Origin of the sequence: Arthrospira sp. PCC 8006 (assembly GCF_046480465.1) — a bacterium.
Lineage (GTDB): Bacteria > Cyanobacteriota > Cyanobacteriia > Cyanobacteriales > Microcoleaceae > Limnospira > Limnospira platensis.
Genome location: NZ_PKGG01000043.1, coordinates 1 through 16,460, shown reverse-complemented (window position 1 = coordinate 16,460; position 16,460 = coordinate 1). Strand labels below are relative to the sequence as shown.

The window sequence follows — 16,460 nt, the reverse complement described above, 5'->3', positions numbered from 1 at the left end:
TGTCAAGACTTAATTTTGCTCTCTAGCAGTCATGGTTACTTTGACAACCTCAAGCCAGACTGAACTCGCCATAAGCCGTTATAAACTCCCTGTTTTTCCAGCAATTCTTCATGTTTTCCCCACTCGACTAATTGACCATCTTCCATCACATAAATACAGTCAGCATTGCGGATAGTGGAAAGACGATGAGCGATCGCAATAGTAGTACGATTTTGGGTGATGTATTCCAGCGATCGCTGAATAGCCGCTTCCGTTTCATTATCTACCGCTGATGTCGCTTCATCTAATATCAAAATGGGGGGATTTTTCAACACAGCACGAGCGATCGCAATTCGTTGGCGCTGTCCTCCCGATAGTTTCTGACCTCTTTCTCCCACAATCGTATCATATCCTAGGGGAAAACTATTGATAAAACCATCAGCCTCAGCCACTTTCGCGGCATTAACAATCTCATCAAAACTGGCATCAAAAGTGCCATAGGCGATATTTTCCGCTACAGTGCCGTGAAACAGAAACACATCCTGACTGACTAAACCGATCGCTTTTCGTAAGTCCTCAAGTTTAATTTGTTGTAATTCTATGCCATCTATCAAAATGGTTCCCGACTGGATTTCATATAACCTTAATAACAGTTTGACCAACGTACTTTTACCAGAGCCAGTAGCCCCGACAATAGCAATGGTATCTCCCGCCGGAATATATAGGGATAGGTTTTTCATGACTGGCATTTGAGGGTTATAGGAAAAAGTGATATTTTTAATGTCAATTTCTCCCCTAACTTCCTGACTCTTTAAGGTAATATTTCCGGGGTGAGTAGCAATGGGGGTATCTAGCAAATTCATCACCCGATTAGTAGAAGCCATCGCCCGTTGATATTGGTCAAAGGTTTCTCCTAGGCGAGTCAAAGGCCACAGCAGACGCTGAGTAATAAACACCAAAACACTATAGCTGCCTACTGCTAACCGTCCTTCTATTGTTTGTAAACCGCCCACAATTAAGGTGGCAGTAAAACCAAAGAAAATCAAGAATCTAATCAGGGGAATAAAGGCAGCCGAAAAAGCGATCGCTCGTCGATTAGCTAGTCTATAGCCTTGACTTTGCTTGCCAATTCTTTCGGCTTCATATTCTTCGGCGGTAAAACTTTTAATGGTAGTAATACCCGTCAAATTATTAGACAATTGACCATTCAGAAAACCAACTTTTTCGCGGACTTCTGCATAACGGGGCGCTAACCTTTTTTGAAACAGTATAGAACCCCCAACAATAAACGGCATCGGTAGCATAGCTAACCAAGCCACTTCGGGAGATATAATGAAAAAACCACCGCCCACAATTAATATTGTGGTCACTACTTGCAGAATTTCATTAGCCCCAACATCTAAAAATCTTTCCAGTTGATTAATGTCATCATTAAGGATAGCCATTAAACTGCCCGTGCTGCGTTCTTCAAAATAGGATAACTCCAGTTTTTGCAGGTGTCGGTAAGCATCTAAACGCAGTTCATGTTGAATGGTTTGGGCGAGGTTACGCCACAGTAGTTTATAAATATATTCAAATAGGGATTCTAACCCCCAAATTATGCCACTGATAATCGATAAAACAATTAGTTGAGTTTGGACATTCTCAATACCCCATCGGGCTATAAATGAGTCCTGTTCATTAACTACCACATCCACCGCCGCACCAATTAAAACCGGAGGCGCTAGGTCGAATATTTTATTGAGAATTGAGCAAATACTAGCCTGCCAAATTTGCAGACGATAGCGATCGGCATATTCAAATAATCGCCTTAAAGGGGACTTAGAAATAGTAGGATTTTTGGTCACAATTTAAAGATTGTTAAGTTTTGTAGAGATATGATAACTTTTTATTTTATGCACATAGCCAGCTTTTTGTCAAGGGTATCTGGGGATGGTCCAAATATTGTGGGATGTGGCAGTAGCCTAAAAAAAAGGTGGGTTTTGGAGGTTTTGGGGGGAGGCAAAAGATTTATAAAGTGGGTTTTGGGGGTAATTTTATTAATTAGTTGATTATCTTGGTAAGCTGGGTTTAAATGGTAGGGCAATTATTAATCATTAGCCTTAGTGAAAATTGAGGGAGGATTGAATATCCTGTATATTTGATCACTATTTATAGCTGGGTCTAAGTGATTTTTAAGGCGATCGAATATTTATTTTTAGCAAATCATCATCAAGATTAATTTTATTGGCCGGCATGGCCTGGAGTGATTGAGATGAAATACCATCAATTGGCAATCCAAGAAACCATCGAAGACCTGAAATTTTTAATGTCTCAAACTATCACCCATGATAGCTTTAAGAAAGTTAAAGCCCTTTATTTGTTAAAATCTAATAAGGTTAGTAGTATTACCAAATTAGCGCTGGTGTTGGGGGTGAGCCGCATTACTATCCATCGCTGGTTAAATCGCTACCAAAAAGGTGGAATCGATCGCTTAATTTATCATCAATCTAAAAAAGGACGTAGACAGCAAATCCCCCCGGAAGCATTACAGGAATTAAAGTCTAAGCTGACCTTAAAAGAATCGGGCTTTAAAACTTATTGTGAAGTCCAAAGCTGGCTCCAAGACAAATATGGGTTACAAGTCTCATATAATGTGGTTTATGCTACTATTAGATATAGGCTCAATCTGCAAATTTAGTTAGGCTAAATTGTGGATGGCTGAAACTGGCAGTGGTGGCTAATCCTAGGGGGTTTTTGATGAATAAATCGCCGATTCCGGTTTTCTTTGAGAGCCATAAACTTGAGGAAGTGTGGAAAGTACCCTATCAGCAGCGACAGATAGATGCACGGCTTTGGGCGCAGGAACATCAAATTAAACCCGCAGCCGAAGATACTACACGGATCGGTTTATTACTCATTGATGTTCAGAATACATTTTGTATTCCCGGATTTGAGTTATTTGTCAGGGGTGCGGTACAAGATAATCAACGATTATGTGAGTTTATTTATCGCCATTTGGGGGTAATTACTGAAATTATAGCCACCCTAGATACTCACACTGCTATGCAGATTTTCCATCCGATTTTTTGGGTGAATGATAGTGGCGAATATCCCGAACCGGGAACGACTATTACTGATGAGGATATCACTAAAGGTCGATGGCGGGTTAATGCAAATATCGCCCCTAATTTTAGGGGGTGGGATGAACAAACCTTAGCACAACACGCCCGCTATTATACCCATCAATTGACGGAAGGGGGGCGCTATCCTCTAACGATTTGGCCCTATCATGGCATTATGGGAGGTATTAGTCATGCTTTAGTTTCAGGAGTAGAAGAAGCGCTATTTTTTCATAATATCGCCCGTTACAGTCAAACTCACCTAGAATTAAAAGGTCAACATCCCCTCACGGAAAATTATTCCGCCCTCAAGCCAGAGGTTTTAGTGGCTAGTAATGGCGTGAGTATTGGTAACACAAATCAAGGGCTAATTGAGCAACTGCTGAACTTTGATCGGCTATTTATTGCGGGTCAAGCTAAGAGTCACTGTGTCGCCTGGACTGTGGAAGATTTACTGACAGAAATTCAACAGCGCGATCGCACTTTAGCGCAACGAATTTATGTGTTAGAAGATTGTACTTCTCCGGTAATAGTTCCGGGTGTAGTCGATTTCACAGAAGCCGCAGAAGCCGCATTTAAAAGGTTTTCCGCCGCCGGAATTAATCTAGTTAAATCCACCGAGGCGATCGCCTTATAATGGTTGTGCGGTAATAGCTTCCCAGAAGTGGAGGGAGAAGGCTTGAGGAGTAGCTGTAACCCGCATTTTTTGAGCCCAAGTGTAAACTTGAAAATCAATTAATTGGGGAGAATTAGTATCAGCGAAATCCATACCACTAACCACAGCCACCCAATGACTAGGATAAGGTATTAAAGGCGGCTTATTTTTCAGTAAAGCCTCAGCATTTATCAAAGCCAACACCACCCCACCTTGGTCTAAAACAGCAGTGGCATTTTCCATAGCTTGGAGATGACCAAATAAATAAGGTTTGGTGAAATTAACATCAGCAAAGCCCAGAAGTTCCCGAGTCCATCCCACAATTTCCCAAGGCTTAGTAATTCCCGCCAAGTTACGGAGAATATCCGGCGCATTAGGCTCAATAGGAAGCCATAAATTTTGAGATTCTCGCAGGGTAGAAAGTACCATCCAATCAGCTTGTGGCATCTGGAAGTTTCCCCGGCTATTTCGCAGGCGTTCCGAGGCAGAAATCCAGGTATTTTTGAGGGTATGAAAGCCGCCCAGTTGAAACAAGTTGCGACAGATGGTGACATATTGTTGGGGGTGATGTCTAATCAGTTCAAAAACAATCACCGCCGGACCACAAAAAGGCTGTCCTCCCTGACTGAGACTAAAGGGGTTTTGAAGGCGCGATCGCATTTGGCTAATCACCTGTTCCCGATCCAACCCTAGCCAGACCCCAGGAACAGTAGAAGCCTCAAATTCAGCGATCGCATCTATCGCCATTTGTAACTGTTGAGGGTCTGGAAATACCTGCACCCGTCGTCTATCCTCCCTTCCCGACACCAATCAAATATAATAAAGCCATTCTGACCGCAATACCGCTAGTAACTTGCTGAGAAATCAAACTGCGATCGGGATTATCCATCAACTCGGAACTAATTTCCACACCGCGATTAACCGGACCAGGATGGAGAATTTTCACATCAGGACGACATAACTTTAAGCGTTCCGTAGTAATCCCATAAAGTTGATGATACTCTCGCAAACTCGGCAATAAATAATTAGTCATGCGTTCCTTTTGTAAGCGCAAAGTCATCACAAAATCAGCATCAGCCAGAGCCTCATCTAAACTCCAGTGTAAAAACAATTTACCAGGGCGATCGCTACCCAACCCCGCAAAGCATTTAGGTAGCAAAGTCGGCGGACCTGCTAAATGCAACTCCATTTCCGTAGCCGTCAAACTCCAGATATTAGACCGCGCCACCCGGGAATGCAAAATATCCCCAACCACCGCAATTTTCTTACCTCGCAATAAATCCAGGCGGGGACTTTCCGGGTCCAAAACCCGACAAATAGTAAACAAATCCAATAATCCCTGGGATGGGTGTTCATGTTGACCATCCCCCGCATTCAAAATCGCCACCTGAGTATTAAGGCGATCCATCTCCGTGGCGATCGCCAAAGGAACCCCCGCCTCACGATGTCGGATCACCATCATATCCGTTCCCATAGCCAAATAAGTTTTGGCCGTATCCAAAATAGTTTCACCCTTAGTCAGCGAAGAAGTCCCCGGCGTAAAATTTAACGTATCCGCCGACAGACGTTTCGCCGCCAATTCAAAACTATTGCGAGTCCGGGTCGAAGGTTCAAAGAACAAATTAGCCACCACCTGACCCTGTAAAGCCGGGACTTTTTTAGTCCTACGTCCGAGAACCTCCCGGAAACTAGCAGCAGTTTGCAAAACCGTATCATATTCAGCAGCCGTGAAATCAGCCAGAGATAGGATATGTCGGCGATTCCAGTTTGTCGTAACCATTTAGCCTCATTCAAGAAATATTTGCCGTAGCGCCGGATAACGGGGACAGGTGACTACTACCATTCGGAGTCAAGCCTTTTAGCCTTGAATTATTAACTATCGAAGTTAACCCATGTACCAGCCATGATTAGTATCCAACATTTGTTACCCCCTGTTTTGACTACCGTGATGATTGTCCTCTTGACAAGCTGTAGTAGTAATGTCCCCATTGACGAAAGTTCCGAAACCCCCATCAACCAACCCGACCCCCAAACTAGCGGCGAAACCACCATCAGCAAACCAGAAACCTCTCCGGTGCCGCCTCCCCTGAAGGAACCCACCGCCCCCCCAGCAAATACCATCCCAGTCACCCTTTATCAAGCCGACAGCGCCTGTCAAAACCTAGTACCGCGTTGGACTACACTTCCGGCGGAACAGTCCCTAGAATTGGCAGTAAGGCAGGTTTTAGACAACTACGAATCCGCCGACTTTTCCTTGGGGTATCGAATTATCCGCCATCAGCATACCATCACCATAGATTTTCGAGTTCCCAGCAACAGCCCCAGGGTGTTTACCTCCCTGTCATCCTGTGAACAACTAGCCCTCTTCGGTAGTTTACGCCAAACCCTCACTAGCAACCCGGTTTGGCAAATCCAACAAGTCCACTTTACCAATAGAGGCCAGGAAATTGTCCTGTAAGTGTGACCCGTTGTATGGTATAATTGGATCCGACAAAAAACACCACTAACTTGGGGTTAACCAGTTGGTATCATTAACTACAGTTCCCGGACGGACTCAGCCCCTTATCATCAGAGGTGTTAGAGCAGTTGGGGCTACAATTTGTGCTATTTGATTCTTACGATCCAGGTGATTTCTACGATGAACTATTTGCCTCTCCAGGGGAACCGAGACCCGAAGGCAAACTTTTAATAGATCGGCTTAATTCCCTGTCTCCAGAAGAAATTAGGATGCGACAACAGGCGGCGAAAACCGCCATGATGAAACTAGGGGCAACGTTTAACGTTTATAGCGATAGTGAGGGGACCGAGAGGATTTTGCCCTTTGATATGATTCCTCGTATTGTTTCCGCGCAGGAATGGGCGTATTTAGAACGAGGACTAATCCAGAGAATTCAGGCTCTCAATTTGTTTATATCTGACATTTACAGTGATCAGAAAATAGTCAAAGATGGTGTGATTCCTGAAGATTTGATTAACTCATCTAAAGGCTTTCTTAAACCCTGTATGGGAATTGAAGCCCCTAAAAATATTTGGTGTCATATCACGGGGACGGATTTAGTACGCGATCGCGATGGTCAATGGTATGTTTTAGAAGATAACCTACGCTGTCCCTCTGGGGTTTCCTATGTTCTGGAAAACCGACGGGTAATGAAAAGCACTTTTCCGCAAATCTTCGCTACCCTAGGCATTCAACCCGTTGATGAATATCCCAGTCATCTCCTAGATACTCTGCTGAATTTAGCCCCTTCCCACATAGATGACCCGACCGTGGTAGTTTTAACTCCGGGGATTTATAATTCTGCCTATTTTGAACATTCTTTCCTCGCCCAACAAATGGGAGTAGAATTGGTGGAAGGACGGGATTTGGTCATAGCAGATGGTTATGTGCAAATGCGAACCACAAAAGGTTTACAGCGGGTTGATGTCATTTACCGCCGCATTGATGATACTTTTATTGACCCCCTAGCCTTTAACCCTGAATCACTTTTAGGAGTTCCTGGTATCACCGAGGTCTATCGCAGTGGTCGCGTCGCCCTGGCTAATGCTTTGGGTACGGGTGTGGCTGATGATAAGGTAATTTATTCCTATGTCCCCCAGATGATTCGTTACTATTTGGGAGAAGATCAGATTTTGGCTAATGTTCCTACTTACTTGTGTTGGGAACCTCAGCAACTTGAATATGTGGTGGCTAACCTTGATAAATTAGTCGTTAAAGCCGCTAACGAAGCTGGTGGCTATGGGATGCTAGTTGGGACTCAAGCCACAGAAGAAGAACGACTAGAGTTTGCTGGACGCATTAAGGCGAACCCCCGCAATTATATCGCTCAACCTACCCTTTCTTTATCCCGCGTTCCTACCCTGCTAGGCGATAGCTTTGAGGGATGTCATGTCGATTTACGACCCTATATCCTTTACGGTCCTCAAGGGGTTTATGTTCATCCAGGCGGCTTGACCCGCGTGGCTATGAAAAAAGGTTCTTTGGTGGTGAACTCTTCCCAAGGGGGCGGCAGTAAGGATACTTGGGTTTTATTCTAATCTTGGCGGTAACTTTGTTAGCCACAATTGTCGTTACATTTTGAGTCGCAAAAACTATGCTCAGTCGTGTTGCTGATTCTATCTATTGGCTGAATTGCTATATAGAAAGGGCTGAAAATATTGCCCGATTTGTTGATGTTAACCAAAATTTGTTGTTGGACTCTCCTTCGGGAATGAAGCAACAATGGCGACCTTTGGTGTTAACTACTGGGGATTTAGAACTGTTTAAGGAACGCTACGGAGAGGCGACCGCTGAAAATGTGATTCAATTCCTGACTTTTGATAATCAGTATCCTAACTCGATTTTATCTTGTCTGCGGTTGGCGCGACAAAATGCGCGATCTGTCCGGGAAATTATTTCCTCGGAAATGTGGGAACAGGTCAATGAGTTTTATATGATGGTGCGAGATGCTGCTATGGGGGATAGCTCCTATTATTTGCCGGAGTTTTTTAATCAGGTGAAGCAGCAAGCCCATTTATTTGTTGGGGTTATGGATGCGACTATGACTCATAATGAGGGCTGGCATTTTGGAAGGATGGGAAGAATGCTAGAAAGGGCTGATAAAACTTCTCGGATTCTGGATGTTAAATATTTCATTTTGCTGCCTTCTGTGGAGGATGTGGGCACTACATTGGATGAAATTCAGTGGATCGCTTTGCTGAAATCTGCTAGTGCTTATGAGATGTATCGTAAACGCCGACAACACCGGATTACCCCTTTTGGTGTGGTAGAATTTCTGATTTTGGATCGGGAATTTCCTCGCTCGATTCAGTATTGCATATTACAGGCAGAGCGATCGCTTCAACATATTACCGGAACTAGGCCGGGAACTTGGAAAAATCCCGTAGACCTGGAGTTGGGACGTTTGCGATCGGAGTTGGACTATATCATGATTGATGAGATTATGAATCGGGGATTACATGAATTTCTCGATAATTTGCAAACCCGGATTAATATGATTCAAGAGAAAACGTTTGAAACATTTTTTGCCCTGGAACCTATGCCGGAAACAGCTAGTCAAAGTCAAGTAAGTTGACAGTGATATAATTATGCCTCTCTCCTTCCCCACCTATTCCCACTAACTGGGGGGTGGGGTGGGGCTGTACCTCGTCAGCCCTGTTCCTAATTGAAATACCCCTGACACAGTGATGATTTATAAGATTGTTCATACCACCATATACACCTATACTAAGTATGTGGAATTAACCCCCCATATCGTCCGCTTACGACCCCGTTCTGATGCCTTTCAGACTCTACAGAATTTTGCTATTGATGTGGTTCCCGAACCGAAAGGAATTTCGGCAATTGTTGACCTAAATGGTAATGATGTCCTGAAATTGTGGTTTGATGAACCCACGAAAGAATTAAAGATTAAAGTCAGTTCCCAAGTGGAAACCTATTGTAATAACCCCTTTAACTATTTGCTGGAACCTTGGGCGATGAGATTGCCGATCGCCGATTATCCGGCACCGATTTTAAGACATTTACAGCCTTATATAGAAGGGAGAGTTGACCCGGCGGCGGTGCAATTAGCCCAGGAAATTTGGCATGGTTCCCGGGGGGAAGTTCTCACGTTTTTAAGTGATTTAAATCAACGGATTTATCGAACTTGTCGCTATACTATTCGGGAAACTGGGGCGGCTTTCCCCCCCGGAATTACTTGGAGACAGCAAGCGGGTTCCTGTCGAGATCTGACGGTTTTATTTATGGAGGCTTGTCGGGCGATGGGTTTGGCGACTCGGTTTGTTAGTGGCTATCAGGAAGGGGATCTCAATAATAGCGATCGCCATCTTCACGCCTGGGCTGAGGTTTATCTTCCGGGGGGAGGATGGCGCGGTTATGACCCCACCCAAAATTTAGCTATAAGCGATCGCAATATCGCCCTGGTTTCTAGTGCCATTCCTGAATATGCTAGTCCCATCAACGGCAGTTTTCGGGGGCGAGGGGCATCTTCTCACATGAAATATGATTTATCCATTGAAAAACTCTGTTGATTAAGTATTTTAGCAGTCACATCAACAACCGATACCACTGCTATACTAGGTAAGGAATTTAATTATCCCGAACTTTTCCATCCTTTTCGCCTCTCAATGGGCATCAGATACCATAGTCATCACCTGAAAATCCTGAGCTTATTCAGATCGACAGAATCAGTGTAACAGAATATCCTGATCATATAGCCTGTATGTTGACTCACTATAATTCTGCAAATGAGGGTGAAAATATGAAAACTATTTTAGTAGTTGAAGATAATCCGATTAATTGGCAGATCTTTCAAAGAATTATCACCCGTAAAGGTGGGATGCTTGCCTGTCATACTGAGGACGTGGAAACTGTGATCAATATGGCAACTTCTAAACAAGCTGATCTGATTTTGATGGATATTTATCTCAACAATAGTTATTATGAGGGTCAACCCATTGATGGTATTAAAATTACCCAAATGCTAAAAGCTAATCCCGAAACTGCTAGTTTGCCAGTGATTTTAGTGACAGCCCAAGGGGATGAAAGCGATCGCGAATATTTCCTGGCCCAAAGTGGCGCTGATGGTTACATCCCCAAACCCATTATCGATCATCAAGCCTTTATTAACCAAATTAAAGCCACAATTGCGGGGGATGTCCTAGCCGAAAATGAACAATGATAGAGGTTTTAAAATACGTCATTAATCTACCTGTTCAGCATGACGAATAGCGGTATCAGGTAAAATACTAGGGGGTGGAGAAATCTCGATCGCCTGTATATTTTCCATAGGAATTACTAACAAACGATCCTCTAGCTCTATAATAATTTCATGGGAACCCAAAATCTGTTGCAGAGGATTAATAGGGCTGCCCTGCAAGGTTTGATGAGGCATAAACTCAAACTGGTAGGACTCCCCATTGATATAATGAACCGTTAAGGAAATCGGAGTTAATTTACTCATTGACGACGTGCTTCTAACTGTTCATAAACGTTTCGTAAATCCACCTGATGATAAGCCAGAGCCACGAGGGAATGATAAAATAAATCGGCTACTTCTGAGGCGATCGCCTGCGGCTCATCATCCTTACAAGCCATAACTACTTCCGCCGCCTCTTCCCCAATTTTCTTGAGAATCTTATTATCTCCCCCCGCAAATAACTTACAGGTATAGGACTGGGAATTAGGATGATCTCGGCGATCGCAAATTACCTGAAACAAACCCGCCAAAGTATGCCCAGCAGAGCCATTTAACTGGGAGGGAGAATGAGCCACCCCAGCCACCAGAAAATTGCCTTGGTGGTCATAGCGAATGGACTCGGGCATAATATCAGGATGCCAAAGTTGAACCTGTGACTGTTGAACCCACCACAGTTGTTGAGTCACCAGGGTTTTCTGTAGCGCCTCTCGGTTCATTGACCCCAAAGCCAAAACGCCACCATTTAAGATATCCTGAATGGCGATCGCTACCAGGCCCTGCTCATCGTAACGAATTTTATCAATATCAATCAGATTCCCTAATTCTGGGGGTTTCCCGGCTGCCATAACTCCAATAAATGTCATAAAAAACACCACTACTGTTTAGAATATCATTTTGTGTCCTCACCGTTGGCAAATTTGGCACTAAAGCATCGGAACATCTAACCATAAGGAGATTAAAGTGGTAAGCACCCCATTACAAACAACCAAATCTGAAGAAATCTTCAGCGCCGCCCAAAAAATCATGCCAGGGGGGGTTAGCTCCCCAGTACGCGCATTTAAATCCGTTGGCGGTCAACCCATAGTTTTCGATCGCGTCAAAGGAGCATATGTTTGGGACGTTGACGGGAACCAATATATTGACTATGTTGGCACTTGGGGGCCAGCTATTTGCGGTCATGCTCACCCAGAAGTAATCGCCGCCCTCCACGAGGCTCTCGAAAAAGGGACCAGTTTTGGCGCACCCTGTGCCCTAGAAAACGTTTTAGCAGAAATGGTGATCGATGCCGTTCCCAGCATCGAAATGGTCAGATTTGTTAACTCGGGTACGGAAGCCTGTATGTCCGTACTGCGGCTAATGCGAGCCTTTACGGGTCGCGAAAAAATCATCAAATTTGAGGGCTGCTACCACGGCCACGCGGATATGTTCCTAGTCAAAGCCGGATCGGGTGTGGCGACTCTCGGCTTACCCGATTCTCCCGGTGTACCTAAAAACGTGACTGTAAACACTCTCACCGCCCCCTACAATGACCTAGAAGCCGTCAAAAAACTATTTTCGGAAAATCCCGGTCAAATCGCAGGTATCATCCTAGAAGCCGTTGTAGGCAACTCTGGCTTTATTCCTCCTGATGCGGGTTTCCTGGAAGGTTTGCGGATGCTGACCGAGGACAATGGCGCTTTACTGGTATTTGATGAGGTGATGACTGGCTTCCGCATCGCCTACGGTGGGGCTCAAGAAAAATTTGGTGTCACCCCAGATTTAACCACTTTGGGTAAAATTATCGGTGGTGGCTTACCTGTGGGAGCCTATGGCGGTCGTCAGGATATTATGGCTATGGTCGCCCCAGCAGGTCCCATGTACCAAGCTGGAACTCTATCGGGAAATCCCCTAGCCATGACGGCGGGAATTAAGACTCTGGAATTATTGCAAAAGCCGGGGACTTATGAATATCTCGACCAAATTACCAAAAAGCTGAGTAATGGCTTATTGGAAATTGCTAAAGAAACAGGTCATGCGGCCTGTGGTGGGCAAATTAGCGCGATGTTTGGGTTCTTTTTTACGGAGGGACCTGTTCATAATTATGATCATGCTAAAAAGTCGGATTTGGCTAAGTTTGGCCGCTTCCATCGAGGTATGTTAGAACGGGGTATTTATTTGGCTCCTTCCCAATTTGAAGCCGGTTTTACTTCTTTTGTGCATACTGAGGAAGATATTGATCAAACTCTGGTGGCGGCGCGGGAAGTTTTATCTGGTCTGTAGATAATTCTGCCAGTCAATAGCTGGGTTTGTATGGGATTTTTGGTGAACTCTGAAGGTCTCATATAAAACCTGGTTTTGGCTGGGGTGTGTGGGGCTAATGTTAACCTGTTGATGGGGATGATTAATCACTGTAAAAAATTATTGATTTTGGGAGGAACTGCGGAAGCGACATCCCTATATAATCGGGTGAAAACTATGGCGAATATAGAGGCGATCGCTTCTTTTGCAGGTCGCACTCAACAGCCAGTTACCCCGAAAGACCCGGCGGCTTTTCGGATTGGGGGTTTTGGCGGTGTTCAGGGTTTAATCGACTACTTAAAACAACAAACAATTGATATTTTAATTGATGTTACCCACCCCTTTGCTGCACAAATTTCTGATCATGGGGCTATAGCAGCTAATGAATGTGGAATTAAACGGTTAATGGTTGTCCGTCCGGCTTGGGAAAAAGTCCCCGGCGATAACTGGGTTGAGGTGGATAGTCACTCACAGGCTACTATGGTTTTACCAGGGTTAGCTGAACGGGTATTTTTAACTATTGGTCGTCAGGAACTTTCCGCCTATGCTGAAGTTAAAAATATCTGGTTTTTAATGCGGATGATTGACCCCCCTCAGCCTAATTTACCTATACCTAGGGGGGAATTATTGTTACAACGGGGGCCTTTTTCGGTGGTAGATGAACTCTCAATTTTGCGGGAATATCAACTGGGTGCAATTGTTAGTAAAAATAGTGGCGGTGATGCTACCTACGCCAAAATTGTGGCGGCGCGAGAGTTAAAATTACCTGTGGTTATGGTGCAACGTCCTCCCATTCCTATGGGGGAAACGGTGGCTGATATTGAGTCGGCGATCGCTTGGTTACAGAAACAATAAAGGGGATTTTAGTTATGGTTTAATCACTGACCATTGAGTGACAGTAGCTAAGGGTTTCCAGCCTAAAAAACTGCCAATGGCTGCGGTTCTTTCAATGCCAATTCTGGTAAGTTCCCCCCCTAATTGATGATGCCATTTTAACAGAATTAACTCACTCTCTACTGTGACGGTATTAGCCACTAGACGACCTCCCGATCGCAATTTTTCCCAACAGGTTTCTAACAGACATGGGGTAGTAATACCACCACCAATAAAAATGGCATCCGGGGAAGGTAAATTAATTAATGATTCCGGTGCTTTTCCTGCTATAATTTTTAGGTGAGGCGTTCCTAAAGCTGTGGCATTATCAGCAATATATTGTAAGCGCCTGGGATGCTTTTCTATGGCTATACTTTGACAACGGCGATCGCTTCTCATCCACTCGATACCAATGGACCCACAACCTGCACCGACATCCCATAAAAGTTGTCCCGGTAGGGGGGATAATCGGCTGAGGGTAATCGCTCGCACTTCCTGTTTAGTTAACTGTCCGTCGTGGTCATAGGCGCTGTCAGGAAGTCCCGATAAACGAGGGGAAAATTTAACCGGATTAGAACTAATACACTCCACGGCGATCGCATTTAAATCAGCCACTTCGTCAACATCCCAAGAGGAAGCGAAACCGGAAATTTGTCGCTCTTTTTTGCCTCCCAAATGTTCCAAAACGACGATTAAACTATCACCAAATCCTTGATGTGTTAGGAGTTCAGCCACGGCGGCGGGAGTGCGACTATTTGCACTTAAAATTAATAGACGCGCACCCCCATAAATTACGCCATTTAATAAAGCTACAGGACGACCACATAAACTCAGGGTTTCCACATGGGTTAAAGACCAACCCAAACGACTACACATTAGGCTAAATGTGGAAGTAGAAGGAATGATAGTAATTTCCTCAATGGGAAGGTGACGGGTAAGGGTAACGCCAATACCATACCACATCGGATCGCCACTGGCTAAAACACAGACGGGTTGACCACGGCGGCGGATAATTTCTGCGATCGACTCATCAATAGGAGAAGTCCAGAGGAGTTTTTCTCGGTTATCCTCCGGGGGTAACATTGCTAAATGACGTTGACCACCGACAACTACTGAAGCCATAGATAAAAGCGATCGCGCCGTGGCGCTTAACCCTTCTAACCCATCTTCCCCAATTCCTACAATTGATAACCATTTATGGGAAAAATCCCTGCTCACCATAATTTATAGTTAAAATACCAGTATTCATGATATAGTATTTGGGCTTGTAGTTGGGAAAGTTCGGTGAGATTCCGACACTGTGCCGCAACTGTAATACAATTTTCTGAGTCAGAATGCCAACTACAAGTTATTGATGAGTTGTCAAAATCAGCTAATTTTGCGGCTCATTCTCTGCGTCGCATGGAGAAAAAAATCACCATGAATTGGTTAGTTAAAGCAAATGTTTGTCCGGGTCTATTTTATGGAACCCACGCCCAGGATGGTTTTTTAATCCGCATTCGGACTCCGGGAGGATTGATTAATAGTAAACAGGGTAAATTTTTGGGTCATTTATTAACGGAGTGGGGAGGCAAGCTACAAGTAACTAATCGCGCTAATTTACAAATTCGGGGAGTGCAAAAAGCGCCAAGTCTAGCAGTTTTTGATACGCTGCAACAATTAGATTTAGCCGCTAAAAATCCCACCATAGACCACCTACGCAATGTTATGGGTAGTCCGACGGCGGGAATTGATAGTCAGGAGTTAGTTGATACTCGTCCCCTGATTAAAGCCTTGGATGATCTGATTCAAAATCACCCGTTAATTGGCGAACTTAGTCCTAAGTTTAGCATCGGAGTTGATGGAGGGGGAACAGTGGGAATTGGTATGCGTTCTCCGGTGGCTTGGGAACATCGATATAATGAGATTCAACTTAATGCTATCTCGGTAAATGGTGGGGATAATGGCATTGATTTTCAGTTGGCGATCGCCGGAGATAAAAAGCTATATAATACTCAACTTGTCATCAAGCCAGAACAATGTTTATCCGTAGTCGCTACCCTTATTAATGTCTATGGGGAGTATGTCCGAAAAAATCCCTTAGATACCGGGAAAAAGCCTCGGATGAAACAGCTAATTGACAATCTAGGATTAGATACATATATCCAGCAAGTCAACAGCCAACTAACCCAGCCCTTGCCGATATTATCCGCTGAACCTACCCCTAGCAAACCCTATCATCATTTGGGAATTTATCCCCAAAAAAACGCCGAATTGTGTTATATTGGGATATCATTACACCTAGGACAAATTAATGCACAACAATGGTTAGGATTAGTCGAACTTTCCGAAACCTTTGGTAATGCCGAGTTAAGATTAACCCCTTGGCAAACAATTATAATGCCAAATATTCCCCATCATAAAATTAGCCAATTATTGCCGAAACTATCCTTATTAGGCTTCGCGGAAATTGAGTCAAATCAAGTGGCGATCGCTGCTTGTGGTGGTAAGCCTGGCTGTGCCGCATCACTTACCGACACTCAAACTCACGCCGCCCAATTAGCAGAATATCTCCACCAGCGATTAAATTTAGATACTCCTATTAATATTCATGTAACCGGCTGCCCTAAATTTTGCGCTCAACCTAGTCCCGCAGAAATTACCCTTTTAGGGCATACAATTAATCAGAATGGCGAAACTATGGAAGGCTACCAAGTTTATATCGGGGATGGTCAACAATCCTTAAAACACAAAATTTTTGAGGGAGTGTTTACCGAAATACCCAAATTTTTGGCTGAGTTTTTGCGCCAAAATCCTGGATTAAATTAATAACTAATTACCTAGAAATTTGCTGATGATAGACTACCTTCGTGACGGCAACCAAATATATCAGAAATC

16 protein-coding genes and 1 riboswitch are annotated in these 16,460 nt (G+C 44.1%); of the genes, 10 read left to right on the top strand and 6 right to left on the bottom strand.

What is annotated here, in order from left to right:
• Nucleotides 1–35: 35 nt before the first annotated feature.
• On the bottom strand, nucleotides 36–1,826 hold the full coding sequence (locus B9T16_RS09045) for an ABC transporter ATP-binding protein (RefSeq protein WP_410244585.1): 1,791 nt from the start codon (nucleotides 1,824–1,826) through the stop codon (nucleotides 36–38).
• 407 nt (nucleotides 1,827–2,233) lie between these two features.
• Between B9T16_RS09045 and B9T16_RS09040 the strand changes: the two genes are divergently transcribed.
• Both B9T16_RS09040 and B9T16_RS09035 read left to right on the top strand, forming a co-directional pair.
• Nucleotides 2,234–2,659, top strand: coding sequence for a helix-turn-helix domain-containing protein (locus B9T16_RS09040; protein ID WP_006619499.1), 426 nt, complete (start codon nucleotides 2,234–2,236; stop codon nucleotides 2,657–2,659).
• Between the two features lie 59 nt (nucleotides 2,660–2,718).
• The gene (locus tag B9T16_RS09035) at nucleotides 2,719–3,717 is read left to right on the top strand and encodes an isochorismatase (protein ID WP_006619500.1); all 999 of its coding nucleotides are present in this window, start codon (nucleotides 2,719–2,721) and stop codon (nucleotides 3,715–3,717) included.
• Here the strand turns inward: B9T16_RS09035 and B9T16_RS09030 are convergent.
• Entirely contained in the window at nucleotides 3,712–4,542 is an 831-nt protein-coding gene (locus B9T16_RS09030; RefSeq protein ID WP_353912485.1) for a hypothetical protein, read from the bottom strand. The genes B9T16_RS09035 and B9T16_RS09030 overlap by 6 nt on opposite strands.
• Complete coding sequence (locus B9T16_RS09025; protein ID WP_006619502.1) at nucleotides 4,523–5,515, bottom strand: aspartate carbamoyltransferase catalytic subunit; 993 nt, start codon at nucleotides 5,513–5,515, stop codon at nucleotides 4,523–4,525. The genes B9T16_RS09030 and B9T16_RS09025 overlap by 20 nt, the downstream gene beginning before the upstream one ends.
• 123 nt (nucleotides 5,516–5,638) lie before the next feature.
• On the opposite strand from B9T16_RS09025, the gene B9T16_RS09020 reads away from it, so the two are divergent.
• The 5 genes from B9T16_RS09020 to B9T16_RS09000 all read left to right on the top strand — a co-directional run bounded on the left by B9T16_RS09020 (nucleotide 5,639) and on the right by B9T16_RS09000 (nucleotide 10,415).
• A complete protein-coding gene (locus tag B9T16_RS09020) occupies nucleotides 5,639–6,193 on the top strand; it encodes a hypothetical protein (RefSeq protein WP_006619503.1) in 555 nt (184 codons plus the stop codon).
• A gap of 143 nt (nucleotides 6,194–6,336) precedes the next feature.
• Nucleotides 6,337–7,770 carry a circularly permuted type 2 ATP-grasp protein gene (locus B9T16_RS09015; RefSeq protein ID WP_006619504.1) on the top strand — a complete coding sequence of 478 codons (1,434 nt, stop codon included), beginning with the start codon at nucleotides 6,337–6,339 and terminating at the stop codon, nucleotides 7,768–7,770.
• 56 nt (nucleotides 7,771–7,826) lie between these two features.
• Nucleotides 7,827–8,807: an alpha-E domain-containing protein gene (locus B9T16_RS09010; protein ID WP_006619505.1), complete on the top strand. Its 981-nt coding sequence runs from the start codon at nucleotides 7,827–7,829 to the stop codon at nucleotides 8,805–8,807.
• A 112-nt stretch (nucleotides 8,808–8,919) separates the two neighbouring features.
• The gene (locus B9T16_RS09005; RefSeq protein ID WP_014275628.1) at nucleotides 8,920–9,765 is read left to right on the top strand and encodes a transglutaminase N-terminal domain-containing protein; all 846 of its coding nucleotides are present in this window, start codon (nucleotides 8,920–8,922) and stop codon (nucleotides 9,763–9,765) included.
• Between the two features lie 230 nt (nucleotides 9,766–9,995).
• On the top strand, nucleotides 9,996–10,415 hold the full coding sequence (locus tag B9T16_RS09000) for a response regulator (protein ID WP_035736417.1): 420 nt from the start codon (nucleotides 9,996–9,998) through the stop codon (nucleotides 10,413–10,415).
• A gap of 21 nt (nucleotides 10,416–10,436) precedes the next feature.
• Here the strand turns inward: B9T16_RS09000 and B9T16_RS08995 are convergent, their stop codons facing one another.
• Both B9T16_RS08995 and hisE read right to left on the bottom strand, forming a co-directional pair.
• Nucleotides 10,437–10,697 (bottom strand): hypothetical protein, encoded by a 261-nt coding sequence (locus B9T16_RS08995; RefSeq protein ID WP_006619508.1) that lies wholly within the window; start codon nucleotides 10,695–10,697, stop codon nucleotides 10,437–10,439.
• Entirely contained in the window at nucleotides 10,694–11,296 is a 603-nt protein-coding gene (gene hisE, locus B9T16_RS08990) for a phosphoribosyl-ATP diphosphatase (RefSeq protein WP_410244476.1), read from the bottom strand. Before hisE ends, B9T16_RS08995 begins: the two co-directional genes overlap by 4 nt.
• Nucleotides 11,297–11,393: 97 nt before the next feature.
• Here hisE and hemL point away from each other — a divergent pair, with 97 nt between their 5' ends.
• Together hemL and B9T16_RS08980 are read left to right on the top strand one after the other, a co-directional pair.
• Complete coding sequence (gene hemL, locus B9T16_RS08985) at nucleotides 11,394–12,692, top strand: glutamate-1-semialdehyde 2,1-aminomutase (protein ID WP_410244475.1); 1,299 nt, start codon at nucleotides 11,394–11,396, stop codon at nucleotides 12,690–12,692.
• Nucleotides 12,693–12,809: 117 nt separating this feature from the next.
• Nucleotides 12,810–13,565: a cobalt-precorrin-6A reductase gene (locus tag B9T16_RS08980; RefSeq protein WP_410244477.1), complete on the top strand. Its 756-nt coding sequence runs from the start codon at nucleotides 12,810–12,812 to the stop codon at nucleotides 13,563–13,565.
• A gap of 12 nt (nucleotides 13,566–13,577) precedes the next feature.
• Here B9T16_RS08980 and B9T16_RS08975 read toward each other — a convergent pair whose 3' ends face one another.
• Nucleotides 13,578–14,804, bottom strand: a complete 1,227-nt coding sequence (locus B9T16_RS08975; RefSeq protein ID WP_006619512.1) for a bifunctional cobalt-precorrin-7 (C(5))-methyltransferase/cobalt-precorrin-6B (C(15))-methyltransferase — start codon at nucleotides 14,802–14,804, stop codon at nucleotides 13,578–13,580.
• A gap of 26 nt (nucleotides 14,805–14,830) precedes the next feature.
• A riboswitch (adenosylcobalamin (AdoCbl) riboswitch) is annotated at nucleotides 14,831–14,972 on the top strand.
• Between B9T16_RS08975 and cobG the strand changes: the two genes are divergently transcribed.
• Nucleotides 14,943–16,391, top strand: a complete 1,449-nt coding sequence (cobG, locus tag B9T16_RS08970) for a precorrin-3B synthase (RefSeq protein WP_315642792.1) — start codon at nucleotides 14,943–14,945, stop codon at nucleotides 16,389–16,391. (Overlaps the previous riboswitch by 30 nt.)
• Nucleotides 16,392–16,460 lie beyond the last annotated feature (69 nt).

Coding starts and splice junctions, on each gene's coding strand:
- B9T16_RS09025 (WP_006619502.1), bottom strand. CDS start 5,515: ATGGTTACGACAAACTGGAATCGCCGACATATCCTATCTCTGGCTGAT.
- B9T16_RS09035 (WP_006619500.1), top strand. CDS start 2,719: ATGAATAAATCGCCGATTCCGGTTTTCTTTGAGAGCCATAAACTTGAG.
- B9T16_RS09005 (WP_014275628.1), top strand. CDS start 8,920: ATGATTTATAAGATTGTTCATACCACCATATACACCTATACTAAGTAT.
- hisE (WP_410244476.1), bottom strand. CDS start 11,296: ATGACATTTATTGGAGTTATGGCAGCCGGGAAACCCCCAGAATTAGGG.
- B9T16_RS09040 (WP_006619499.1), top strand. CDS start 2,234: ATGAAATACCATCAATTGGCAATCCAAGAAACCATCGAAGACCTGAAA.
- B9T16_RS09000 (WP_035736417.1), top strand. CDS start 9,996: ATGAAAACTATTTTAGTAGTTGAAGATAATCCGATTAATTGGCAGATC.
- B9T16_RS09020 (WP_006619503.1), top strand. CDS start 5,639: ATGATTAGTATCCAACATTTGTTACCCCCTGTTTTGACTACCGTGATG.
- B9T16_RS08980 (WP_410244477.1), top strand. CDS start 12,810: ATGATTAATCACTGTAAAAAATTATTGATTTTGGGAGGAACTGCGGAA.
- B9T16_RS08975 (WP_006619512.1), bottom strand. CDS start 14,804: ATGGTGAGCAGGGATTTTTCCCATAAATGGTTATCAATTGTAGGAATT.
- B9T16_RS08995 (WP_006619508.1), bottom strand. CDS start 10,697: ATGAGTAAATTAACTCCGATTTCCTTAACGGTTCATTATATCAATGGG.
- B9T16_RS09010 (WP_006619505.1), top strand. CDS start 7,827: ATGCTCAGTCGTGTTGCTGATTCTATCTATTGGCTGAATTGCTATATA.